This window comes from Bartonella sp. B1098, assembly GCF_944896145.1.
In the GTDB taxonomy this organism is placed as follows: Bacteria; Pseudomonadota; Alphaproteobacteria; order Rhizobiales; family Rhizobiaceae; genus Bartonella.
Genome location: NZ_CALYLP010000003.1, coordinates 169,480 through 186,140, shown reverse-complemented (window position 1 = coordinate 186,140; position 16,661 = coordinate 169,480). Strand labels below are relative to the sequence as shown.

General features: G+C 36.4%; 10 protein-coding genes and 1 tRNA gene. 8 read left to right on the top strand and 3 right to left on the bottom strand.

Annotation, left to right across the window (positions count from 1 at the left end; translation table 11 throughout):
- The first annotated feature begins 47 nt into the window (after nucleotides 1–47).
- The 7 genes from ssb to NNJ85_RS05130 all read left to right on the top strand — a co-directional run bounded on the left by ssb (nucleotide 48) and on the right by NNJ85_RS05130 (nucleotide 10,225).
- Nucleotides 48–554, top strand: coding sequence for a single-stranded DNA-binding protein (gene ssb / locus NNJ85_RS05160; RefSeq protein ID WP_254474180.1), 507 nt, complete (start codon nucleotides 48–50; stop codon nucleotides 552–554).
- Between the two features lie 231 nt (nucleotides 555–785).
- Nucleotides 786–3,569: a DNA gyrase subunit A gene (gene gyrA / locus NNJ85_RS05155; RefSeq protein WP_254474179.1), complete on the top strand. Its 2,784-nt coding sequence runs from the start codon at nucleotides 786–788 to the stop codon at nucleotides 3,567–3,569.
- 24 nt (nucleotides 3,570–3,593) lie between these two features.
- Nucleotides 3,594–4,112 carry a pantetheine-phosphate adenylyltransferase gene (gene coaD, locus NNJ85_RS05150; protein WP_254474178.1) on the top strand — a complete coding sequence of 173 codons (519 nt, stop codon included), beginning with the start codon at nucleotides 3,594–3,596 and terminating at the stop codon, nucleotides 4,110–4,112.
- Nucleotides 4,102–4,704, top strand: a complete 603-nt coding sequence (locus NNJ85_RS05145) for a peptidylprolyl isomerase (RefSeq protein WP_254474177.1) — start codon at nucleotides 4,102–4,104, stop codon at nucleotides 4,702–4,704. Before coaD ends, NNJ85_RS05145 begins: the two co-directional genes overlap by 11 nt.
- A gap of 17 nt (nucleotides 4,705–4,721) precedes the next feature.
- Nucleotides 4,722–5,234, top strand: a complete 513-nt coding sequence (locus tag NNJ85_RS05140) for a peptidylprolyl isomerase (RefSeq protein WP_254474176.1) — start codon at nucleotides 4,722–4,724, stop codon at nucleotides 5,232–5,234.
- Between the two features lie 1,444 nt (nucleotides 5,235–6,678).
- Complete coding sequence (tgt, locus tag NNJ85_RS05135) at nucleotides 6,679–7,797, top strand: tRNA guanosine(34) transglycosylase Tgt (protein ID WP_254474871.1); 1,119 nt, start codon at nucleotides 6,679–6,681, stop codon at nucleotides 7,795–7,797.
- Nucleotides 7,798–9,025: 1,228 nt separating this feature from the next.
- Nucleotides 9,026–10,225: an MFS transporter gene (locus NNJ85_RS05130; RefSeq protein ID WP_254474175.1), complete on the top strand. Its 1,200-nt coding sequence runs from the start codon at nucleotides 9,026–9,028 to the stop codon at nucleotides 10,223–10,225.
- A 43-nt stretch (nucleotides 10,226–10,268) separates the two neighbouring features.
- On the opposite strand, the gene NNJ85_RS05125 is transcribed toward NNJ85_RS05130, so the two are convergent.
- The 3 genes from NNJ85_RS05125 to NNJ85_RS05115 form a co-directional block, all read right to left on the bottom strand.
- On the bottom strand, nucleotides 10,269–11,699 hold the full coding sequence (locus tag NNJ85_RS05125) for an MFS transporter (protein WP_254474173.1): 1,431 nt from the start codon (nucleotides 11,697–11,699) through the stop codon (nucleotides 10,269–10,271).
- Between the two features lie 116 nt (nucleotides 11,700–11,815).
- Nucleotides 11,816–13,030, bottom strand: a complete 1,215-nt coding sequence (locus NNJ85_RS05120) for an NADP-dependent isocitrate dehydrogenase (RefSeq protein ID WP_254474171.1) — start codon at nucleotides 13,028–13,030, stop codon at nucleotides 11,816–11,818.
- 769 nt (nucleotides 13,031–13,799) lie between these two features.
- Nucleotides 13,800–13,874 (bottom strand) — tRNA-Glu (locus NNJ85_RS05115).
- A gap of 1,424 nt (nucleotides 13,875–15,298) precedes the next feature.
- Here NNJ85_RS05115 and NNJ85_RS05110 point away from each other — a divergent pair.
- Entirely contained in the window at nucleotides 15,299–16,615 is a 1,317-nt protein-coding gene (locus NNJ85_RS05110; RefSeq protein ID WP_254474168.1) for a homoserine dehydrogenase, read from the top strand.
- Nucleotides 16,616–16,661: the final 46 nt, after the last annotated feature.

The window sequence follows — 16,661 nt, the reverse complement described above, 5'->3', positions numbered from 1 at the left end:
CTGTTCTATAACAGTATTTTACGAATTAAAATTTTGGAGTTTATGCGATGGCTGGTAGCCTTAATAAAGTTATTTTGATTGGTAATCTCGGGTCAGATCCCGAAATCCGCCGTTTGAATTCTGGAGATCAAGTGGCAAATTTGCGTATTGCTACTTCAGAAAGTTGGCGTGATCGGAATACAAATGAGCGAAAAGAACGCACCGAGTGGCATAATATTGTTATTTTTAATGAGAACCTTGTCAAAATTGCAGAGCAATATTTAAAAAAAGGCAGCAAAATTTATATTGAGGGACAGTTACAGACGCGGAAATGGCAAGATCAAAATGGAAATGATCGTTATACAACGGAGGTTGTTTTGCAAAAATACCGTGGTGAATTACAAATGCTTGATGGGCGTGGGGGAGCTAGTGGAGAGCAAGGAGCAAGTCAAGGGGGCAGTTACAGTGGTGGCTTTGCGGATAGTAGCTCAAATCAGAGAAATACTTTTGGTCAAAACAATAGCCAAATGGGAGAAAGTTTTTCTCACAAATTAGATGATGACGTTCCTTTCTAAAAGCCTTTAAATTTAAAGTATTACGATTTCTTTATGGTTTATTTGTTTTAGATTTTTGAAGTTTAGCGAAGTGGAAATTGTTTATTATTAGGAGTAATTTTTGATAGAAATTAATAACATCTTGAAAAATATTGTTAAATTTCTCCTTTGTTATGGGCGAGAAATTAGCATTCTGGTGTATTTTTCGATATAAACAAAATGAAATGATTCTTTTTTGAAAGTTTTTAAATTGTGACCGATCTTACTCCACAGCTAGAACGTGATGTGCTAACCGGTATTGAACCAATCAGCATTATTGATGAAATGCAACGCTCTTATCTCGATTATGCGATGAGCGTTATTGTTTCGCGTGCACTCCCTGATGTCCGTGATGGTCTTAAACCTGTTCATCGACGTATCCTTCATGCTATGAATGAGATGGGGCTTGTTTTTAATAAACCGTATCGTAAATCTGCTGGTGTTGTTGGGGAGGTTATGGGAAAATTCCATCCCCATGGTGATGCTTCAATCTATGATGCTTTGGTGCGTATGGCGCAGGACTTCTCTTTGAGAAATCCATTGATTGATGGTCAGGGGAATTTCGGTTCTGTTGATGGTGATCCGCCTGCGGCAATGCGCTATACAGAGTGTCGTTTAGAAAAGGTTTCAGAAGCGCTTTTAGCTGATATTGATAAAGATACTGTTGATTTTCAGGATAATTATGATGGGCGTGAACGTGAACCGGTTGTTTTACCAGCGCGTTTCCCTAATCTTTTGGTTAACGGATCAGGGGGGATTGCTGTGGGAATGGCAACCAATATTCCGCCCCATAATCTTGGTGAAGTTGTTGATGGTTGTATCGCTTTAATTGATAATCCTAGTATTACACTCGATCAAATCATTGAAATTATTCCTGGGCCAGATTTTCCTACAGGGGGGATTATTCTGGGCCATTCTGGTGTCCGTTCAGCTTATGAAACAGGGCGTGGCTCAATTATTATGCGTGCTAAAGTTGAAATTGAAGAAATTCGCAGTGGTCGACAGGCAATCATTGTGAGTGAGATTCCTTATCAGGTTAATAAGGCAACGATGATTGAGAAAATGGCGGAATTAGTGCGTGATAAACGCATTGAGGGAATCTCTGATTTGCGTGACGAATCTGATCGTGATGGCTATCGTGTCGTTATTGAGTTGAAAAAAGATGTTGTTGCGGAAGTTGTTTTAAACCAATTATATCGTTATACGCCGCTGCAAACTTCTTTTGGTTGTAATATGGTTGCGTTGAACGGGGGAAAACCTGAACAAATGACGTTGCTTGATATGCTTCGTGCATTTGTTAATTTTCGGGAAGAGGTTGTTAGTCGGCGAACAAAATATCTTTTGCGTAAAGCCCGTGAGCGGGCCCATGTTTTGGTTGGTCTTGCCCTTGCGGTTGCCAATATTGATGAAATCATAGCCCTTATTCGCAAAGCGCCTGATCCGCAAACAGCACGTACACAGTTAATGGAGCGACGCTGGCCAGCGGTGGATGTTGCACCTTTAATTAAACTTATTGATGATCCCCGTCATATTATTCATGAGGATGGTACTTATAATCTCTCTGAAGAACAGGCGCGTGCTATTTTAGAATTGCGTTTGCAACGGTTGACAGCCCTTGGACGTGATGAAATCGCCGATGAATTGAATAAAATTGGCGTGGATATTGCTGATTATCTTGATATTTTGGCATCGCGTGTACGCATTATGGGTATTGTTAAAGATGAGTTGAGTGCTCTTCGTGAGGAATTTGCAACGCCGCGACGGAGCGTATTTGGTTTTGGTCGTGCTGAGATGGAGAGTGAAGATCTGATCGCACCAGAGGATATGGTGGTAACGGTGAGCCATAGTGGCTATATTAAGCGCGTTCCTCTTAATACCTATCGTGCACAGCGTCGTGGTGGTAAGGGACGTTCTGGGATGTCTACAAAAGATGAGGATTTTGTTACGCGTTTGTTTGTCGCCAATACGCATACTCCGGTTCTTTTCTTTTCATCACGGGGGATTGTTTATAAGGAAAAAGTTTGGCGACTACCTTTGGGTACACCGCAATCGCGCGGACGGGCTTTGATCAATATGCTTCCCTTACAACAAGGTGAACGCATTACCACGATTATGCCTTTGCCAGAAGATGAAGCAAGTTGGAGTGCATTGGATATCATGTTTGCGACAACACGTGGAACTGTGCGTCGTAATAAGTTATCAGATTTCGTTCAGGTTAATCGTAATGGTAAAATTGCCATGAAACTTGATGAAGAAGATGAAATTCTTTCTGTTGAGACCTGTATGGAATATGATGATGTGGTTCTCACAACAGCGAATGGGCAATGTATTCGTTTTCCAGTGGTAGATGTTCGTGTTTTTGTAGGGCGTAATTCTGTAGGGGTTCGTGGTATCAATTTGACTCAAGGCGATAAAGTCATTTCGATGACAATCTTAGAACATGTTGAGACCACGTCCATTGAGCGTTCTGCTTACATTAAACGTGTGATGAATGAACGGCGTGCTGATGGTGCAGATGCTGATGTTGAAGATATTGTTACGCTTGATGAGGAAGATGGGGGCGCTGAGACAGAGTTAACAGATGAGCGTTATGCAGAACTCCATGAACGTGAACAAATGCTTTTAACCGTGAGTGAATTTGGTTATGGTAAGCGCTCTTCTTCCTATGAGTTTCGGATTTCGGGACGTGGTGGAAAAGGGATTCGTGCAACAGATCCATCTAAAACAGCTGAAATTGGGAAATTAGTAGCGGCTTTCCCCGTGAAGGCACAAGATCAAATTATGTTGGTATCAGATGGGGGACAGCTTATTCGCGTCCCTGTTGAGGGAATTCGTACGGCTGGGCGTTCAACGAAGGGGGTGACAATTTTTAATACAGCTGAAGGTGAAAGAGTCGTATCGGTTGAGCGTATTTCTGAACCTGAAGATGATACGCGTTCATTAGAGAATGAAGGTGAGAAGCATTCTGATACAGTTGATATGAGCGAAGAAAAGTAATTTTGAAAAGGGTGGAATACAATTATGAAAATTGCTTTTTATCCAGGTTCCTTTGATCCTCTTACAAACGGTCATCTTGATGTTTTGAAAGGGTGTTTTGTGTTAGCTGATAAGGTGGTCGTTGCTATAGGTATACAGGCAGACAAAAAAGCACTCTTTAGCTTTGAAGAACGCGTTGGTTTTATTACGCAGGTAGGGAAAGATTTGTTGGGGGTAGATTCTGATCGGTTGCAGGTTCTTTCGTTTGATAACCTTCTCATTGAGAAGGCGCGTGAAGTTGGTGCTTCATTTCTCATTCGTGGGGTGCGTGATGGTACTGATCTTGATTATGAAATGCAAATGGCTGGGATGAATGCTATTATGGCTCCTGAATTGCAAACTGTTTTTTTGCCAGCAAGCGTTTGTGGACGTGCGATAACATCTACATTGGTCCGTCAAATTGCCTCTATAGGAGGGGATGTGACACCATTTGTGCCGCCCAATATTGCACAAGCTTTACGTTCGAAATTCCAGTTTTTAGGGGAGAATAATTGTGTTTCGTAGAATTCTTGTTGTTTTAATATGTGTTTTTTGTTTTTTTTCATTGCACGCTGTTGCTGATAATTTCAGCTCAGTAAGCACAACAAGTGATGCAAGACTGCTTGTTTTATCTCTCAAAGACGGTGATGTTATTATTCGTCTGCGTTCTGATTTGGCACCAAAACATGTTGCGCAAATCAAAAAACTAACAGAAGAGGGAGCTTATAATAATGTTGTGTTTCATCGCGTTATTCCTGGTTTTATGGCACAAACTGGTGATGTAAAGTTTGGAAAAAAAGGCAGTAGAGATTTTGATCTGAAACGCGTTGGTATGGAAGGCTCAAGTTATCCCAATATACCGGCGGAGTTTTCAAAGCAGCCGTTTAGGCGCGGTACTGTTGGGATGGCACGTTCACAAGATCCAGATTCCGCGAATTCTCAATTCTTCATTTGTTTTGATGATGCTCCTTTTTTAAATGGTCAGTATACGGTTGTTGGGGAGGTCATAAAGGGGATGGATATTGTTGATAAACTTAAAAAAGGCACCACAAGTAATAATGGATCTGTAATAAATCCTGATGTTATTCATGCTGCTACTTTGCAAATTGAAAGATAAATCAAAGGAGTTTTCATATGGCTGAGAATAAAAATCCAGAGAATATCTTAATTCTTGAAACGACGAAGGGCAGAGTTGTTATTGAACTTTTTGCTGATTTAGCGCCTGGCCATGTTGCACGTATTAAAGAACTTGTCCGTGAAGGCGCTTATGATAATGTTATTTTTCATCGCGTTATTGATGGTTTTATGGCGCAGACTGGTGATGTGCAATTTGGAAAGAAGGATGGTGAAAAATTTAATTTATCACGTGCGGGGATGGGTGGTTCAGAAAAACCAGATTTAACGGCAGAGTTTTCAAATCTTTCTCATAAGCGTGGTACAGTTTCTATGGCGCGGAGTCAGAATCCGAATTCTGCTAATTCGCAGTTTTTTATTTGTTTTGCAGATGCTCCGTGGCTTGATCGTCAATATTCCATATGGGGGCAGGTGGTTGAAGGTATGGAAAATGTTGATAAAATTAAGCGTGGTGAACCTGTTATCGATCCTGATGCAATTACCAAAGCTGTTATTGCTGTGGATGTAAAATAGTATAAATATTATACGTGTTTCAATTGTAAATTGCTATAAAAGGAAATACTCTTTTCTGGTCAATATGCTTTTGTATTATCATGCTTACCTTTTTCTTGACCAAAAATTTTCTATAGATTCCCTTCAATCTGGATTTTCACGAAGATGACGTTAAGATTTTTTACCAACAAAGTTGTCAAGATCAAAAAACGAAAAGCCATGTGTATTAGGATTGTTGTTTTGCAAAGTGTTTTATAAAAAAGCTGGTACTTCTCTTCGATTCATTGCTGGTCTCTTAATAGTTTTGTTATTTTCCTGAAAAAGAGCGTGCTTTTGTTGCTGCTTGTATATCAACATCCAATCCTAATGCAGCAGCATGTTTGAAAAACATATTGAGGTAGGTAAGAGCCTGTCTGTTTCAATCTTCATAGGCAAGGTGAAAGCGCGAGCGTATTGTGTATATTCTTATTGGTATAATCTCTAAAACAGGAAGGTTATCTAATTTGGGAAGAATATAAAGATGTAAAGGTGAACACAAAAAGTTGATCTTGTCATCTCCTTTTTAATTCAGATTTATTTTTTTCAAAATCATTTAAAGCAATATCTTTTAGATAACAGAGATTATGCATGCTTTACGCTTTTGTTTTGCTCGTTCTTTTATGGAGGAATACTTTAAATGAAATATACTTGTGTTGCATATTTATGCGTTTGTTTTAAAGAAACATCTCTTAGCACATCTAAGTCCATTTCGTGGATAATCTAACGGTAAAGTCGCTATGAGTCATATAAAACTTATTGAGTAGCACTATCTTGATGCTTAATAGCTTAATAAAAGAGCAAGCTGGCACTATCACACACTTTGCCAGTTCCTAATGTTGTAACTCAAGCTCTTGGCACTTGAGAGCATTCACAAGAGTTATTTTTAGTCTTTTATTGTATAGTTTCACTACTACAGGGCCTAGTTGCTTGCAATGTATAAGTAAGTGATTAATTCAAGATGGTTTAGGTTTGGAATGAGACAATTTTACGCTATTGGGCTCTTTCATTCAATATACAAAAAGTGAATTATCTCTATAAATCAATCTGTTGCACAATAGATGAAAAAATTTATTTTTCAAATTGAAGCATATCGGAAGCGAATGTGTACAAAATTCTTGCTTATGAAAGGACGTAAAGACGAGATTATTGAGATAATAATTTCACAGTTCTATTTTAAGGCTTTGGTGCGTTAAGCATCGATATTTTGAGGTATGATATTTTTGTTATTTTCTGGAGCTAGGTTATTTCTTTATTATGGTGATTTCTTGATAGTAAATGTTCTTTTATCTCGTTTATCTTTTTATACTGGTTTGAGTGAATCAAAAATTAATTCATAAAATTTATGGCAATGCTTGTAAGGAAGATATCTTTTTTCTTTCTATAGAAGTATGCATTGATTGGAATCAAATCAAAGAAGATAACAGTGATGATAAAAACGTTTCATTATAGAAAAATTGCTCAAGATGGATGTGCACGTCGAGGCGAAATTATTACCGGACGTGGGTGTGTTCGCACACCTGCTTTTATGCCTGTTGGGACGGCAGGAACCATTAAGGCTATGTATATGGATCAAATACGTGATCTTGGGGCGGATATTATTTTGGGGAATACTTATCATTTAATGTTGCGTCCAGGCGCTGAACGAGTTGCCCGTTTGGGAGGATTACATAAATTTTCACGCTGGAATGGACCTATTTTAACCGATTCTGGTGGTTTTCAGGTTATGTCATTGGCGAACATCCGTAAAATTAACGAACAAGGTGTGATTTTTCGCTCTTACATTAATGGAGTCTACTATGAAATGAGTCCAGAGCGTTCTATCGAAATTCAAGGACTTCTTGATGCGGATATCCAGATGCAGTTGGATCAATGTATTGCATTACCAGCCACTGAAAAAGAGATGGAAGAAGCTATGGAACTTTCATTGCGGTGGGCACAACGTTGTAAAACAGCTTTTGGGGAACAGCCAGATAAAGCATTGTTTGGGATTGTTCAAGGGGGTGATAATATGAAACTGCGTGAACGTTCTGCTCAAGCATTAAAAGAAATGGATTTAAAAGGTTATGCGATTGGAGGGCTTGCTGTTGGTGAGCCGCAGAGTGTTATGACATCAGTGTTGGATATTACTTGTCCGATTTTGCCAGAGGATAAACCGCGCTATCTTATGGGAGTGGGGACACCTGATGATATTTTACAAAGTGTTGCGCGTGGTATTGATATGTTTGATTGCGTTATGCCAACGCGTGCAGGACGTCATGGTTTAGCTTTTACGCGCTTTGGTAGAATTAATTTACGCAATGCGCGTTATGCAGAAGATCCCCATCCTCTTGATCCACAGTCACTTTGTCCAGCAGCAAATGATTATAGTTGTGCTTATTTACATCATTTGATCAAATCTGGTGAATCTCTGGGGGGGATGTTGTTGACCTGGAATAATCTTTTTTATTACCAACAATTGATGCAAGGAATTCGTGATGCCATTGAAGAGGGCTGTTATGCTGATTTTTGCGCTGAAACACGTGCTCTATGGGCACAAGGACGCTAAAAAACTATTCATCTAATATAGCGTTTTATTTTTTATTGAATTTATTTTTTTACTTAAAAATTTTACTAAAAAAATGAAATTATAAATACCTTTTAAAAATATAAAATTGCACTATCTTAAAATGTAAAAGTGCTATTTTATGAGGCACATATTTTTTATAATTATCATATAAAACAGAAACTGTTACTCCGGTACGCGCTACCTGATCCGGAGAAAAACAGTTTATTTCTGTTTCTGATGACTGTCTAAAACAACAATGTTAATGAGGCGTTAGCGAACTCTTAAAGAAGTATGAAAATTGTATTTTTATGGGTTCTTTTGTGTTTTTTTTGATTAAGGTAAAGAATATGTTACATGCAGAAGAACAGATAAACTCTTAGAAAATTAAAATAATAACAAAGTAATATTATAATCTTTAAAATTTATAATTTTACATTTTATGTTTTTATTATTTTTATATATTAATATAATTACTATTTACAATATAATTATACTTTTATAAAGGATCAATAAATATCTTTATAACACAAATTACCAATTTAGTTTATATTATATTTATATAAAAATCATAATATATTATGTGAATATTTCAAATTTACAGATAGTGAATTAGATCAAAAACGATCTTATGCTGTTTTTCTATGAGATGAGATAGGGTAAATGTTTCTAAATAGGATTATTTAATCAATGGAGAAATCAAACACTCTTATCATGAGAATTTTTAAAAGATTCTCCAATAACACATAAGGATGGTGTACTCGTTGAAATTATAGCTTATCGATTTGGGGAGGTGCACTCAGGTCATAAAAATGAAGAAACAATAAATTGGGAAGAAGTTTTATACTTGTATCAAGATAATTGAGATATTGTTTAGCTGTTTGGAATGTATCCTTCGATAAATTTTGAGTTTTTTATCGTGTGTAGTGCATTGTATTATAAAGATTTTAGGGTAGAATTGAAACTGCTGAAAAAAGAAAACGAAATTTATGATCATGGGTTTATTCTCTGGAAAGGCTTATAAAAATAGTTGAATACATCTATAATCGTTAGCTTTTTTAAAGATCTTCCATTAAAGAATTTTACTAAAAATTTCATAAAATGCTTATATATCAAAATGTTTCTAAAACTTTATTGGAGACGATTTGGCACGCATGTAACAATGTTTTGAATTTTTATTTTTACGTATTACAGATATCTACAGCAAAAACGCTTATCCAGAAGTGATGATATGATGGATTCTCATAAACAAAACATTTTTGCATTGGAGATTGATTCGAAAATACGATGTTTAGCAATTTTAGCCCTTGCGGTGGGGAGTTTTGCTATTGGGACTGCAGAGTTTGTTGCAATGGGGCTTCTACCAGAAATGGCACGAAGTTCATCTGTTGATATTCCTACTGCGGGTCAATATATTTCTGCTTATGCATTAGGGGTTGTGATTGGAGCCCCTCTTTTGGCTGTTGCAACTGCTCAATTTTCACGCAAAGCTGTTTTGATAGGGTTGATGTTTTTTTATGCCTTAGCAAATATTGCGAGTGCTTTTTTTTCTGATTTTAGCATATTAGTTGCATTACGCTTTCTCAGTGGTCTTCCCCATGGAATCTATTTTGGACTTGCAGCTATGGTTGCCTCTTCAATGGTGGAAATGAATGAACGTTCTAAAGCTGTTGGGTATGTTATGCTTGGCTTAACCATTGCAACCGTTTTAGGAGCACCAAGTGCAACTTGGATTGGTCAACTTATTGGTTGGCAGATTGCTTTCATCCTTGTGGGTATGATTGCCTTATTGTGTTGTTTGCTTATTTGGAATTTTTTGCCTTGCGATTCAAGGATTCAAAGAACGAGCCCTTTACGTGAAATGAGTGCATTAAAGCAAAAGCAGGTGTGGCTTCTTTTGACAATGGTTTCGGTGGGAGCATCAGGATTATTTTCTGTTTTCACTTATGTTAAGTCAACATTAATGCATATTTCTGGTGTGCCGCTTGAGTGGATACCCTTTATCATGCCCTTAGTTGGATTGGGAATGGTGGGTGGAAATCTTTTGGGGCCTAAATTGGCTGTTAAAATAGGCATTTCGCCGATGATATTTTTTTCTATGCTTTGGAGCGTATTTGTTTTTTTTCTTTTTTTCTTTTTATCCTGTGCTCCATTAACAGCTGCAATAGGATGCTTTTTTGTTGGGACTTCTTTTGCGGCGATGCCTTCTATACAAACAAAAATTATGGATGTTGCACTACAGGGACAGATTTTGGCAGGAGCATTAATGCAGTCTGCTTTTAATATTGCCAACGCTCTTGGTGCAGAATCTGGAGCATTGGTTTTAAAATTAGGCTATAGTTATGAATATACAGCTGTTTTAGGGAGTATTCTAACTTTTTGCGGATTAATGGTTTTTTGCGTCTCATGGTTTATGGAAAAGCGTGCTTAATATTGTTCTTTTTTGAGTGGAGAGAGAATTTTTATATTTATTTTTAGTTATTATTGGAATGTCCTATTGGATTTTTTAATATGCAGTAGGAAATGCGCAGCGCTAATGGAATAGCAAAAAAAAATAAAAGCCCCATGAGCACGATCAGAAGCGTTTTTGCTGCTAAGATCATTCCTATTTTCCCTCCAGGATTAAAAAGGCCAGCAAGATTAGTGATGACTTCCGCTAGAGTTGCACTTAAGGCCGCTGAAAATAGTTGTACAGAGGTAAGGGATTCACTTGCACGCAGAGCATCTTCATCATTTACACATTGTAAGATTCTTGTGAGCAAATGTGGCCATGCTATGCCTGCACTTATTCCAATAGAAAATAGTGCTAAGCAAATAATAAAAATATATTCAAGTGTGGAAACTTCTGTTGGAATAAGCCATAAAAGAATGGTGATGCCTAACAGTTTTAATAAGGGGGAGTATACAATGATGTTGCGAATTTTCCTTGCAGATATACCAGCACTTGAGAGGGCTCCGCATGTCCACCCTAGGCTCATGAGTGCTGCTATATAACCAGCAATAAGTGGAGTTTGCCCATGAAGCTCTTGAAGAAAAAGCGGAAAATAAAGTTCTATACTGTATACGACTGTTGTCATAACGAGGATCAATGCGTAAACAGGAAAAATTTCAGAAGAAAAAGAAAAGGATTTGTGCGGCAACATAGGGTGAAGATTAGATGATTCGATTTTTGCTAGAACAAAGAGAAGACTAAGTCCAATAACGAGTCCGCAGATTTTTGCCATTGTCGACTCCATAGCCCCTCCAACCGAAATGATAAAAATCAATAAGGTGAGTATGAAAAGCTGGAGAAGAGGGAGAGAGGATGTTGGAATATCATTTTCATTCTTTTTGGGTAAAAATTTAAAGGCGATGAGTGAGAAAAATATAGCGAATACACCAATGATCCAAAAGGATGCTCGCCATAGGCCATAATATACAGAAAGCCCCCCGATCGCTGGTCCTAACAAGGTTGATATTCCCCACATTCCAGAAATAACACTTAATGCGTGTGACCATAAAGATGGGCTGAAAACAATACGTACCATGGAATAAGATAAGGATAACAAAGAACCACTTCCAAATCCTTGAATAAAGCGTCCTATTAAAAATAATGGCATAGATGAAGAAATGCTGCACAGGAAAGTCCCTAGGGTAAAGATAAGTCCAGAGATAACATAAGCGTTACGAGGACCTAATTTCCCTAATATTTTTGTTGCAAGGGAAGTTCCTACGAGAGAAGCTGTAATAAAGACAGTCGCCACCCAAGAATAATATATTTCATTGCCAATATGATTTATAAGAGAGGGTAAAATAGTAATAACAATATAAACGTTGGTGGCGTGTAACACAACTCCGCCTGTAAACGTTAAAAAGCAAAGACCATTTTTACCCAATAAAAGCGTAGACCAGCTTTGTTTTTTCACTGTTTTTGCTATTTAATAAAAGTTTATTCTCTTTTTACTTATAAGGTAGTTCTTTAATTTTTCCAAGAAAAATTCAAAGCTCTCAATAGAGCTTTGAATTTTAATTAAATTATTGCTTAATTGCCCATTGCTTTTTTGAGATTTTCATCAATTTTATCAAGAAAACCTGTTGTAGAAAGCCATTTTTGTTTAGGCCCAATCAAAAGTGCGAGATCTTTCGTCATAAAACCTTCTTCAACGGTTTTAATACAAACTTCTTCCAATGTGGTGGCAAAATTTTTTAATTTTTCATTGTTATCTAGTTTGGCGCGGTGCGCTAATCCCCGGGTCCATGCAAAAATAGATGCAATAGAATTTGTTGATGTTTCTTCATTTTTTTGATGTTGACGATAATGGCGTGTTACGGTGCCGTGTGCGGCCTCTGCTTCAACAATTTTACCATCTGGTGTCATGAGAACGGAAGTCATAAGACCAAGAGAACCAAAGCCTTGGGCAACAATATCGGATTGAACATCACCATCATAGTTTTTACATGCCCATACGTATCCACCAGACCACTTTAATGCAGAAGCTACCATATCATCAATGAGACGGTGTTCGTAATATAATTGGCGGTTTTCAAATTCTTCTTTAAATTCCGTATTAAATATTTCTTGAAAGATATCTTTAAAACGACCATCATAAGTTTTTAGAATGGTATTTTTGGTTGAAAGATAAACCGGAACATTCCGCTGTAGTCCATAATTAAAAGATGCGCGGGCAAAATCACGAATTGACTCATCAAGGTTATACATCGCCATGGCAACCCCTGCGCTTGGGGCATCAAAAACATCATGCTCAATAACTTGATTATCATCGCCGACAAATTTAATACTTAATTTCCCTTTGCCTGGAAATTTAAAATCTGTTGCTTTATACTGATCACCGAAAGCGTGACGTCCGATAATAATTGGCTTTGTCCAGTTAGGAACAAGGCGAGGGACATTTTTACAGATAATGGGTTCGCGAAAAATGACTCCTCCTAAAATATTGCGGATAGTACCATTGGGTGATTTCCACATTTTTTTTAGGTTAAATTCTTTGACACGTGCTTCATCAGGTGTGATGGTTGCACATTTTATACCAACCCCATATTTCTTGATAGCATTGGCAGAATCAATCGTTACCTGATCATTGGTTGCATCACGGTTTTCGACGGAAAGATCATAATATTTGAGATCAATGTCGAGATAGGGATGGATTAATTTATCTTTGATATATTTCCAGATGATACGGGTCATTTCATCCCCATCGAGTTCAACAACGGGGTTTTCTACTTTGATCTTTGCCATTAGAAGTCCTTTTTCTTTTAAGTGAGATTACTTTATAGCACCTTCAGGTTTATAATGAAAAGTAAAAAGGGCAAGTCAATATGGGTGTTAGAATATATGATCAATAGAGTGTAAACTTTTATTGAAGAGTTTAATTTTTGAAAAGAAGTGATGTGTTTGCAAACCTATCATCATTGTGTAACTGATAAAAAGTCTAATTAATCAATAAATTAAGGAGATTTCTGGGGAATAGGGAGATACATTTTTATTATCAAATTTTCTATTTAACGATTTGATAAGTTGATTGTATTCTCAGTGATGGTTTTCCGAGTTTTTTGCGTGAGTAAGCATCTATTTTTATATCGCCATTTGATCTAAAATTACAGCCTGTTTGTTTATAGAAAATTTAATGTGATATAAAGTCCTGTAATGAGAAATGATTCATCTAAAATGCGTTTTTAGTAGTCAATTTCAGTTTTGAAAGTTAAAAGAAATGCATAAAGGGTATGGTTGGTTTTAATTCAAAAATTAACATCATACGTATAAATAGGCTTATAAACCACCCTATCATGAGAGAAAGCTCTTTCTCTAACTTAGATTTTATTGTTGTTAAGACCTACATTAGAGTGCTTTTTCTGAAAAGAAACAAAAAATGTATCACAAGGCAACTTTTGCACCTTTTTCACGAAAAGACTCCTTGTAAAAGCCTATTCCCTTACGTTTATTGAAGCGTCCCTAACCCATTAAAATATACATAAAATCAATATATTACACGTATAGAAATAAGGAATGGTACGCCCAAGGGGAATCGAACCCCTGTTTCCGCCGTGAAAGGGCGATGTCCTAACCGCTAGACGATGGGCGCAAACCAATGATGAGGCTTATAGAGAGGATCTTTTTACTTCGCAAGCCCTCTGTGTCATTTTTTTTGAAAAAAGTGTGTTTTATTGAATAATTTTTTATGTGACTTTTGTTTGGATCGTTTTATTTTCTAAGTTTTGTTGTAGAAAAAATACAGAGTTATCATGATGGATAGAAAATTTTACTGCGAACATCATATTGAGTGAATAATATTTGTTGTTTATTTTCAGTTTGAGGCATAGATAAAAATGATCATAACAGCATTTTAAAGATATTTATTTTTGCATATTTTATTCATCTTTGTTTCATGCTTGTACACGTGAATATTCTGTAACTTACTTGAGAGAGCTTTGATACAGAAAGCTGTTTATTTGAGCTTATCATAAAGAAAAACCATATAATTTATGAAGGAGAAAGCCAATATTTATGAACAAGTTAACAAAGAGTACAATCACACAAAAGTTTTCTTTTGAAGCATAAGCCGTAGATTCCTTTTAATTTCATAAGAAGAAATATATATGATAAAAATAAAAAATATTGAGGAAATTTTTACGAAATAATTTAAAAATTATTTTTCTTAACTTTATTTTTACATGGCTGTAAAGAAAATTAAAGACTTTTTATTTGTTCTCTCACATCTTTAGAAAGTTCTTTATTTGAAAGTGAATCAGCACAGATAAAGGATTTATTGAGGTTCTTGTCATTTCAATTTGTTCGTTTTTCAAAAGAGTGCCAATAAATTGAGATAAAATATTCAAATTTTGCAAATTTATTCTCCATATTTATAATATTTCAGAATTATGCTGTACACACATGAGTTTTTGCTTTTTACTTTAATGTAAGGTTCTGTTTTGATATAGGAGAGCGTTAAGATTTTTGTATTAAAGAACGAGTTTAAGCTATATAATGGTAGGAAAGAATGTGGTATTATTTATTCATCTACTTTATTTTTTCCATTCTCTTTACGTATCATATGAAAGAATGTTTTTTGTTTAATACTTGTTGATTTAGAAGAGTTGTGTTTTTGTTTTCTTACTAAGTTTTCAGTATTTTTTTGCTTGTTATTGATTGTTTTTTGAGAGATTTTTTCTATCCTTTGTTGATAGAGTTGAGTTTTTATGAGAAGGTTTTTACCTATTTAAAAATAAAGAAATTTTTAAAGGAAACCTGTATTTATCCGTTTTGCAGATTTTCATTTTGAATTAAATTTTTTATAAAGGTTATGAAATCTTTGAAAAAATAAATACAAGAAAATAAATATTTGTATTTTTAGGAATTTTGATTGAACAAGCGGGGATAATTCTATTAGAAAAAATAGAGTGAAAAGAGCAGGGGATTTTTTGTCCTGGGGGATATAAGCATTCTTTGTGTCGATAGGCACATCATTTAAACGATTTTTCAATAAAGATAGGGATCAGTGGTTAGATAATGGCAGAAGCTTTAAAAGTTGGCGTTGCAGGACTTGGTACGGTTGGTACTTCAGTTGTTCGAGCTCTATGTGAAAAAGCGAATAGTTTAGCTTGTCAATGTGGGCGATCCATCAAAGTCGTTGCTGTTAGTGCACGCGATAAAGGCCGTGACCGTGGAATTGATCTCAGTAATATAAGATGGTTTGATTCACCTGTGGAGATGGCTGCCTTTGATGAGATTGATGTTTTTGTTGAGTTAATTGGTGGGGAATTGGATATTGTATATACTGCTGTTAAGAGGGCACTTGAGGCAGGACATCATGTTGTGACAGCCAATAAAGCTCTTCTTGCTCGACATGGAGTAGAGCTAGCTATAATTGCAGAACAAAAGGGCGTTTTTCTTCATTTTGAAGCAGCTGTTGCAGGGGGAATCCCTGTTATTAAAGCGATGAGGGAATCTCTTGTCAGTAATCACATATCGCGGATTTATGGTATTCTCAATGGAACCTGTAATTATATATTAACACGCATGTTTACAGAAGGTCTTTCATTCAAAGATTGTTTAGCAGATGCACAAAGACTGGGGTATGCTGAAGCAGATCCAACTTTTGATATTGAGGGAAATGATACGGCTCATAAATTAGCTTTGTTAACAAGCTTAGCATTTGGAACAGCTGTTTCGTTAGATGATGTTTATGTTGAAGGAATTCATAATATTTCGCAAATTGATATTCGGGCGGCTGATGAATTGGGCTATCGAATTAAGCTTTTAGGGGTTGCTTTAAAAACGGATTCTGGAATCGAGCAACGCGTTCACCCGACAATGGTCCCAACATCTTCAATGATTGCACAGATCAATGGTGTAACCAATGCCCTTTCTATTCAAAGTGATTTATTAGGTGAATTACTGTTTTCTGGTCCTGGCGCTGGAGGAATGGCAACAGCATCAGCTGTTATTGGTGATTTGGCTGATATAGCAAAAGCAAGTTCTGGTTTTCACTATGCACCTGTTTTAAGACGCCCAGCTTTAGAGCTTACACCTCATAAAAAAGCACGCATTTCAAATCATGCAGGGGGCTATTTTATACGTTTAAATGTTCATGATCGTGCTGGTGTTTTTGCCACGGTTGCAAGGCATATGGCTGATAATCATATTTCGTTAGAGTCGATTGTTCAAAGACCTTTTATAGAAAACCAGATTGAAAAAACGATTATTTTAATCACACATGAGACAACAGAAGTGAATGTACGACAGGCTCTTGCAGAAATTGAAAAAGATGGACATCTTATTGCAAAATCTCAATTCATTCGTATTGAACGTATGGCAGAGAATTGATAACTTATATTGATTTGATAAGTTGGAATACTTTTATCTCTTGTGG

Coding starts and splice junctions, on each gene's coding strand:
- tgt (WP_254474871.1), top strand. CDS start 6,679: ATGATAAAAACGTTTCATTATAGAAAAATTGCTCAAGATGGATGTGCA.
- coaD (WP_254474178.1), top strand. CDS start 3,594: ATGAAAATTGCTTTTTATCCAGGTTCCTTTGATCCTCTTACAAACGGT.
- NNJ85_RS05140 (WP_254474176.1), top strand. CDS start 4,722: ATGGCTGAGAATAAAAATCCAGAGAATATCTTAATTCTTGAAACGACG.
- ssb (WP_254474180.1), top strand. CDS start 48: ATGGCTGGTAGCCTTAATAAAGTTATTTTGATTGGTAATCTCGGGTCA.
- NNJ85_RS05110 (WP_254474168.1), top strand. CDS start 15,299: ATGGCAGAAGCTTTAAAAGTTGGCGTTGCAGGACTTGGTACGGTTGGT.
- NNJ85_RS05120 (WP_254474171.1), bottom strand. CDS start 13,030: ATGGCAAAGATCAAAGTAGAAAACCCCGTTGTTGAACTCGATGGGGAT.
- NNJ85_RS05130 (WP_254474175.1), top strand. CDS start 9,026: ATGATGGATTCTCATAAACAAAACATTTTTGCATTGGAGATTGATTCG.